Source organism: Stenotrophomonas sp. 05L44_2 (assembly GCF_056665995.1).
The window spans coordinates 1-7,793 of record NZ_JBFTNR010000110.1; the positions used below are offsets into that span (position 1 = coordinate 1).

Sequence of the window (7,793 nt, forward strand, 5' to 3'; positions counted from 1 at the left end):
GGTCGGTGGGGAACTGGTCGGTATCCCAGCCGTTCTGGGCGTTGCCGCGGTTGGCGTCGATGCTGCCGAGCAGGCCGTGGTCCGAGGCGACCTGCAGATCGTGTTCGAAGGTGTGGCCGGACAGCGTCGCGTGGTTGGCCTCGATGTTGAGCTTGAAATCCTTGTCCAGGCCATGTTCCTTCAGGAACCCCACCACGGTGGCGCTGTCGAAGTCGTACTGGTGCTTCATCGGTTCCATCGGCTTGGGCTCGATCAGGAAGTTGCCCTTCAGGCCGATGCTGCGGCCATGGTCGCGCGCCATGGTCAGGAACCGCGCGAGGTGGTCGACTTCGCGCTTCATCTGGGTATTGGCCAGCGCGGCATAGCCTTCGCGGCCGCCCCAGAACACGTAATGCTCGCCGCCCAGTTCAACGGTGGCCTCCAGCGCCGCCTTTACCTGCACGGCGGCACGCGCCACCACAGCGAAATCCGGGTTGGTGGACGCACCGTTCATGTAGCGCGGGTGCGAGAACAGGTTGGCCGTGCCCCACAGCAGCTTCATGCCGGTTGCATCCTGGCGCGCCTTGGCCAGGCCCACCATGTGCTTCAGGTTCTTTTCGTACTGCCCGACATCCTCGGCGTCCGGCGCCAGGTCGATATCGTGGAAACACCAGTACGGCACGCCCAGCTTGGTGAAGAACTCGAATGCCGCGTCCACCTTCGCCTCGGCGGTCGCCATCGGCGAGCCGGCCTCCCAGGGGAAATGACGGGTACCCGGACCGAACGGATCATGCCCGGCATTGCAGAAGGTGTGCCAGTAACAGACTGCAAAGCGCAGATGTTCCTGCATGGTCCTGCCGCCGATGACCTTGTCCGCGTCGTAGACCTTGAACGCGAGCGGGTTGTCCGAGCCCCGGCCTTCGAAGGGAATGCGGCCGATGCCGGGGAAGTACTCCTTGGCGCCGATGAAAGGTTGCGTGCTCATGGTGCGTCTTCCTGTCGTTGTGCGAGGTGTCGCGGAAAGGAGATCAGCCGCGGTACAGCGGCGTGATGGCGTCGAGATGTCGAAGGAAACGGGCGTAGGCCGTGGCGTAGGCTTCGGCGCGCGCCGTGTCCGGGCGTGCCGAACGCAGYGGGTCAAGCGCAACGTGGCGGTCGGCGACGTCGGCGATGGAGGCGGCATCGCCGCGGCCGTGGCCCAATGCCCACAGGGCCTGCAATGCCGCACCGAATGCCGCGCCTTCGGACTGGGCCGGCACGTCCACCGGCAGGCCGAACACATCGGTCACCAGTTGCCGCCACTGCGCGCTGTTGCTGCCGCCGCCGGTCAGCACGATGCGTTCGAACTGCATGCCCGCGCCGACGAATGCGTCGTAGCCATACTTCAGGGCGTAGGTGGCCCCTTCCATGGCCGCGCGGTAGATGTGCGCCGGCGTCATGTTGGTCGTGTCCAGGCCCGCCAGCACCCCCTTGCCCTGCGGCAGGTCCGGCGTGCGTTCGCCGTTGAGGAACGGCAGCATCACCAGGCCGTCGGCACCGGGCGGCGTGGCCTGCAGGTGCCGGTCGCCCTCGCGGCTGCTGAAGCCGAAGGCGTCAGCGACCTGTCCGGTCACTACGGTGCAGTTCATCGTGCAGATCAGCGGCAGCCAGCCGCCGGTCGACGAGCAGAACGCGGCCCATGCCCCGCCCGGGTCGACCACGGGCGTGTCCGAGAAGGCAAACAGGGTGCCGGACGTACCCAGGCTCATCACCAGACGACCGGGTACGACGCAGCCGGTACCCACGGCCGCCATCATGTTGTCGCCACCGCCGACGGCCACCTTCACCGATGCGGGAAGGCCCAACGCCTCCGCCGCGGCGGGGGTGATGCCGAACATCTCTTCGGGCGCGGCGATGCGCGGCAGGCAGTCGGCGAGATCGCGCTGCGGATCGGTCGCGTGCAGCAGCTCGGCCGACCAGGTTCGGGTGCGCACATCCAGCCAGCCGGTGCCCGACGCATCGCCGTATTCGCAGAAGCGCTCGCCGGTCAACACGAAATTGAGGTAATCGTGCGGCAGCAGGATGGTGGCAAGCCGCGCGTAGGCGTCGGGCCGGTGCGTTTTCGTCCACGGCAGCTTGGAGGCGGTGTAACCGGCGAGCACCGGGTTGCCGGCCAACGCGATGGTGCGCGCCGTGCCGCCTGCGGCGTCCATGATCTGCACGCATTCGGCCGAGGTGCTGGTGTCGCACCACAGCTTGGCCGGTGCCAGCACCTCCCCGGCCGCATCGACCGGCACGAACCCATGCTGCTGTCCTGAGACTGCCAGCGCGGCAATCCGGGAGCGCACCGCCGGATCGATCGCAGCAAAGCAGGCGTGCAGTGCCGTCACCCAATCGGCCGGCCGCTGTTCCCGGCTGCCGTCTGCAGCGCTGGTCAGCTGCAATGGCGCGCTGGCGCTGGCCACGAGACTGCGCCCTTCAGGGTCGTAGACGACCACCTTCAGGCTTTGCGTACCAGCGTCGATTCCCGCAACCAATTCCATTCACTGCACCCCGTAGTGGTTTGAAGGTAGCGCTACCAATTCGATGCAACAGCGCGCACTGCGGCTACGCCACGGCCCTGCCCCTTTGCCATGCGTCCGGCGCCGCCTTGCAGTAGCGCTCGATGAACTCTGCCTGCGTCGGCATCTTCGCCACCGTTTCCTGCACTGGCTGCCGGATGCGATGCAACAGGGTGCGCAGGTCCGCATCGCCGATGGCCCGCGCAAGCGGGTGCGGCGGTCCGGGCTGGATGCCCTGGCCCATCAGGACGCTGGTCCAGGAGTCGACCCGGAACAGCTCGCCAGGGTCCTGCCAGGCATGGGCCCGCTCGCGCCACGCGCGCAGGCGGAGCTGCAGCGATTCAGGCAGCGCCATCTCGCGGCAGGCCTTCCACATCGGCTCGTCGCGCTGGTTGGCGTGGTAATGCAGGATGATGAAATCGCGCACGTGCTCCATCTCCTGGCGGCTCACGTCGTTGTACAGCGCCACCAGCGAAGGGGTGATGCCGTCGGATGGGAACAGCTGGATCAGGCGCACCACGGCGCTGATGGTCAGGTGGATGCTGGTCGATTCCAGCGGCTCGATGAAGCCACTGGCCAGCCCGAGCGCCACCACGTTCCTGTTCCAGGCCTGCAACCGGCGCCCGCTGCGGAACGGCACCAGCCACGGGTCGCGCAGGGGCTGTCCGTCGACATCACGCAGCAGCTTGGCCTGCGCCTCGTCATCGGACATGTGGCGGCTGGAGAAGACCAGCCCGCAGCCGACCCGGTGCTGCAGCGCGATGTGCCAGCGCCACCCGGCCTCGTGCGCGATGGCACGGGTGTAGGGCACCGGCGGCGCGGGCGAGTCGGTCTGCACGGCAACGGCGCGATCACTGGGCAACCATTCGTTCCAGTCTTCATAGCCGGTATGCAGGGTCTGCTCGGTCAACAGGCCGCGGAASCCGGTGCAGTCGATGAACAGRTCGCCYTCGATGACCTGCCCRTCSTCCAGCACCAGYGACGCRACSGAGCCGTCRTSGGGATGCTGGCGGACTTCGCGGATCTTGCCTTCCACCCGCCGCAGGCCGTTTGCTTCGGCCTTGCCGCGCAGGAACCTGGCATAGAGCCCGGCGTCGAAATGGTAGGCGTAGTTGACCTGGGGTTGGGTCTGCAGCGAGAACCTGTCGGCCAGGGAAGCGGCGCTTTCCAGGCAGAAGTCGCCCAGCTCGGAGTGCATGCCGCGGCGCAGGCTGTCCAGCCAGAAGTGATGGAACGGCGTGGCCCAGGTGCCCTGCCCGATCGTGCCGAAAGGATGGATGAAGCGTTCACCGGGGCGACGCCAGTTCTCGAACGAGATCGACAGCTTGAACGTGCCGGCGACCGCACGCAGGAACTCCTGCTCATCGATCTGCAGGAAACGGTGGAACGTGCGGATGGGCGGCACGGTGGATTCGCCCACACCCACGGTACCGATCTGCTCGGACTCCACCAGGGTGATGTCCAGCTGTTGGCGGAACTGGTGCGCCAGTGCGCAGCCGGCCAGCCAGCCGGCGGTGCCGCCACCGGCGATCACCACTCTCCGGATCGGCCCTTGTGTAGTGTCCGCAGCGTTCAATGCGATGCTCCCATCAGCGGTTGAGTCGACCCAGCAGCTGGGCGCGCATGCGCCGCGCCTGCGTCTCGTCGAACGGTGCCAGCTCACCCCGGSCCGCTTCGGGCAGGTGTTGCCCTGCCTGCTCGCCGGGACCAAACACGTAGTACTGGAAGATCTTTGCCCACGCCTGCTTCTCGCGCGCCGGTAGATCGCGCAGGGCCCACATCGCATGCTGCAGCGCCGGCAGGGGTGAGCCGAGATAGCCAGGCGCACTGCGCCACCAGTAGTTCACCAGCACGTTGAACGGTTCAAGGCTGCGCACGTGGTGCCACCACAGGCCTGGGATGAAGATGGCATCACCGGGCTCAAGCGTGGCGGTCTGCGCGCTTGCCAGGGCATCACGGAAGCGCGGATGGCGGTCGAAATCCGGCTGGTCGAAATCCACCACGCTGACCACCTGCCCACCCGGGGTGGGCTCCATCGGCCCCGGGTAGAGGTTGTCGATCTGCTCCGGCGGAAACAGGGTGAAGCGGCGCCGGCCCACCGCGCAGCACGCCAGGTTGTCCGGAATGTCGTAATGGCAGGAAGCCGTCACCCGGTTGCCGACCCAGATGCTGGCCGAAGCATCGATGCCCTGCCCCGCCAGTCCGGCGTCGTTGTGCTGGGCGAACCCAGGCAGCGCACGCGCGATCAGCAGCGAAGCGACGTAATAGGTGGGCGGGCTCGGCGAATCGAGGTGGTCGGCGATTGCGTCCAGCACCTCTGTCAGCAGGCCACGCCGGACCTCGAAGTTCAAGCGGGTGAAGTCCGCGTTGTAGAACGGACGCCCTTCGATCTGGGGGCCGCCGAAGGAATAGGGAACAGGCACGCCTGCTTCGAACCCGCGCAGGTAGGCCATGGCCTCCTGCAGGGAACGCGACCCGGCCTGCACCAATGCCCAGTCGCGCGCGATGCCGCGCAGCACCACTGGCTCGCCGGCTGCCACCAGCGCCTGCAGCGGCAGCGCCGTGGAATCCAGGCCTTCCAGTGTGCGCATGGCGACGCCGTCCAGCACCGGTCAGTTCCTGCCGCCCGCGACGGCGGTATCCGCTGCGCGCAGGCGTCGCTGCTTCTCGGCGATCAGGCGGCGCATGTTGTGCAGCGATGCCAGCATCAGATAGGCGCCCTCCAGGTAGCCGGCGCGGTTGAGTTCGGCCAGCGCCGCACCCTCCAGCAGCGCGAGGCGGTCACGGTCGACCGCATGCAGGCCGTTGACGCCGACCCGATGCTCCGCGTCGATCCGCACATCCAGCGTGATCGGTTGGATCAACCCTTTCGCGTCAAGCGTGGCGAACATGTCCGCGGCAAAGGCATGGCCGTCGTGGATGCCGCGCAGCACCCCGGCGATATGGTCCAGATAGGGCGAGTTACCGCCCTGTGGCAGGAACACCGGCTCGCCGTGCATTGCGGTCACACGCGGATGATCCAGATCCACGTGCAACACCGCTTCCCGGGTAAGCGCACCATCGATGTGGCCTTCCTGGAAACCGATCAGGAATGGCCCTTTCGCCGCGGCGCCGGGCAGGTAGGAGGCGTTCCAGCGACCGTCCTGCAGGAACAGGTTCTCGTGCTGTTCGAACCCCAGCAGGGCCACCGCCTGCCAGCCGCCCGTGGCGGGGTCCCTGCGCAGGAAGATGGGATATTCCCGCTGCAGTTCGGCGAACTCGCTCGGATAGGCCGGCACCATGCCCACCGCGTCGCCGAACTCGGCGCCGAAGCCRGTGGCCACACGCAGGTCCCGATGGGCAATGTTGTTGAGCATTTCGTAACGCGACATGGTGTTGTCCAATCCGTCAGCAGCCCGGAACGGGTGCCGCTGCCGTGGCAGCGGCACCCCACGGTTCAGAACCTGTAACGCACGCCCAGCATGTAACGCGGGCTCTGGTCGGCCAGCTTCACGATCATCTGCGAGGTGCGCGAACGCCAGCGCACATCCTCACCGGTCAGGTTGATCGCCTCCAGGCCAAACGACCAGTGGTCATCCAGGGTGTAGTTCACGCTGAGATCCCACTGTTCGTACGCCTCCACATAGTACGGATTGCGGCTGGCTCCCTGGTTGGCCAGGATCAGGTACTGGTCACGCCAGTTCCACGCCAGTCGTACCGACCAACCGTACTTCTCGTACATCAGCATCGCATTGGCCGTGTCGCTCAGTCCCGTGAGCGAGAACTGGTCGATGCCCGGGTCGCCTGCGTTGTTGAAGCCCACATCGCCATTGACCAGGGTGTAGTTGGCCAGGATGCCGAAGCCGGTATCGCCGAAGAAGTATTGCCCACCCAGTTCCCAGCCGTGGAGCTTGGCCTTGTTCTGGTTGATGGGACGATTGACGTTGAACTGGTACAGCGGATCGCCGGCCGTACCGTACAGGTCGTAGGCTGCTTCAGTGGCCAGCACCTGGGCGTCGGTACCGTTGTAGGCGCCCAACCCGGCGGGATTGTTGCGCAGCAGGGCCAGGGCGGTGAACAGCGAGGTGTCATTGGCCGAGCACGCCGCTGCATTGGCAGCGCCGACCTGTGTGACGCAGGCACCGCTGGTGAGGAACGCCAGCGCCGCCTGCGCATCCGGACCGGCGGTAGGATCGCGCAGGCCGTACAGATTCTCCTGGACAATGGTGTTGCCGACGAAATTGTCGACCGATTTGTTCCAGTAGGTCAGCGAGACGTAGCTCGCATCGGCGAAGTACCACTCCAGCGCCAGATCCAGGTTGTCCGATTCCAGCGGTTTCAGCTGCGGGTTCTGTGCGGTGCCGCTGGCCCGCGAGGACGGGTCGATGAGGACCGAGCCGAACGGTTGCTGGGCGGTCGGGCCGGCATACAGGTTGCCGATCGGCGCGCGTGCGATGCTCTTGCCGAATGAGACACGCCCCTTCAGGTCCTCACGAAGATCGATGCTGAAGTCCAGATTGGGCAGGATGTAGCTGTAGCTGTTCTTCTCGGTGAACGGCTGTTGTTCGTCGGACAACACCACGCGGAAGTCATTGTTGGATTGCCACTCGATGGCTTCCGGGATGGCGATGTTCGAGGTGGAGACAACATCGGTGGTTTCATAGCGCACACCCAGGCGGGTATTGGTACGCATGCCGCCCAGCTCACCATCCAGCTCCACCTGGAAGTAGGCCGACTTCGTCTTCTCTTCCACCAGGTTATCGGCGGCGCGCTGCGGGCTCACGCCGAGATTGGCGCCATAGTTGTCCGCCGCCCACTGCGCAAGGCGACCGGCATCGCCGCGCCAGGCCGTGAAGCTGTTGGCATTGAAGTCGTTGAACAGGCCGACGATGTTGACCGGCTGCAGCAGGTCCATCAGCCCGTTGGCAACATCCACGTCAACGTTGGCCACGCCCCAATCGCCCAGGGTGTTGTAATTCTCCGCTGCCTGGATGCGGTGGGTGGTCTGCTTGCTCGAGTCCACGCCAAACTGGAAGCGCCCCTTGTCGAAGCTCCACTCACCGTCGACACGCCCCTGCTTGATCTCGCTGATCTGGGTCTGCGAGTTGATGCGCAATACCTGCGAACCGATCTCGCCCGGCGCGAAACCCGGATTGACCACGCCGTTGGTGTTGGCGATGGCATCGGCCGTGCTCGGGTACCAGACCTGGGTGCCCACCGGCAGGCCGCTGTTGAAGACCATTTCCTGCACCCATGACCCACCGCAATGCGGTCCGGCGGTGCAGTTGTTGGTAC

6 protein-coding genes are annotated in these 7,793 nt (G+C 66.0%); all 6 read right to left on the bottom strand.

The genetic code is table 11. The annotated features are described in order from the left end of the window. A partial coding sequence (locus AC1VAN_RS05805; protein ID WP_480985435.1) for a xylose isomerase occupies positions 1-964 on the bottom strand: 964 nt, incomplete at its 3' end. A gap of 43 nt (positions 965-1,007) precedes the next feature. Beyond that, on the bottom strand, positions 1,008-2,501 hold the full coding sequence (gene xylB, locus AC1VAN_RS05810) for a xylulokinase (protein ID WP_442252326.1): 1,494 nt from the start codon (positions 2,499-2,501) through the stop codon (positions 1,008-1,010). Positions 2,502-2,565: 64 nt separating this feature from the next. After that, a complete protein-coding gene (locus AC1VAN_RS05815) occupies positions 2,566-4,056 on the bottom strand; it encodes a tryptophan halogenase family protein (protein ID WP_480985436.1) in 1,491 nt (496 codons plus the stop codon). 52 nt (positions 4,057-4,108) lie between these two features. Beyond that, positions 4,109-5,128, bottom strand: coding sequence for a cupin-like domain-containing protein (locus tag AC1VAN_RS05820; protein ID WP_480985437.1), 1,020 nt, complete (start codon positions 5,126-5,128; stop codon positions 4,109-4,111). A gap of 3 nt (positions 5,129-5,131) precedes the next feature. After that, positions 5,132-5,890 (bottom strand): SapC family protein, encoded by a 759-nt coding sequence (locus AC1VAN_RS05825; protein ID WP_223495106.1) that lies wholly within the window; start codon positions 5,888-5,890, stop codon positions 5,132-5,134. A gap of 65 nt (positions 5,891-5,955) precedes the next feature. Next, on the bottom strand, positions 5,956-7,793 hold a 1,838-nt coding region (locus AC1VAN_RS05830), incomplete at its 5' end, for a TonB-dependent receptor (RefSeq protein WP_480985438.1).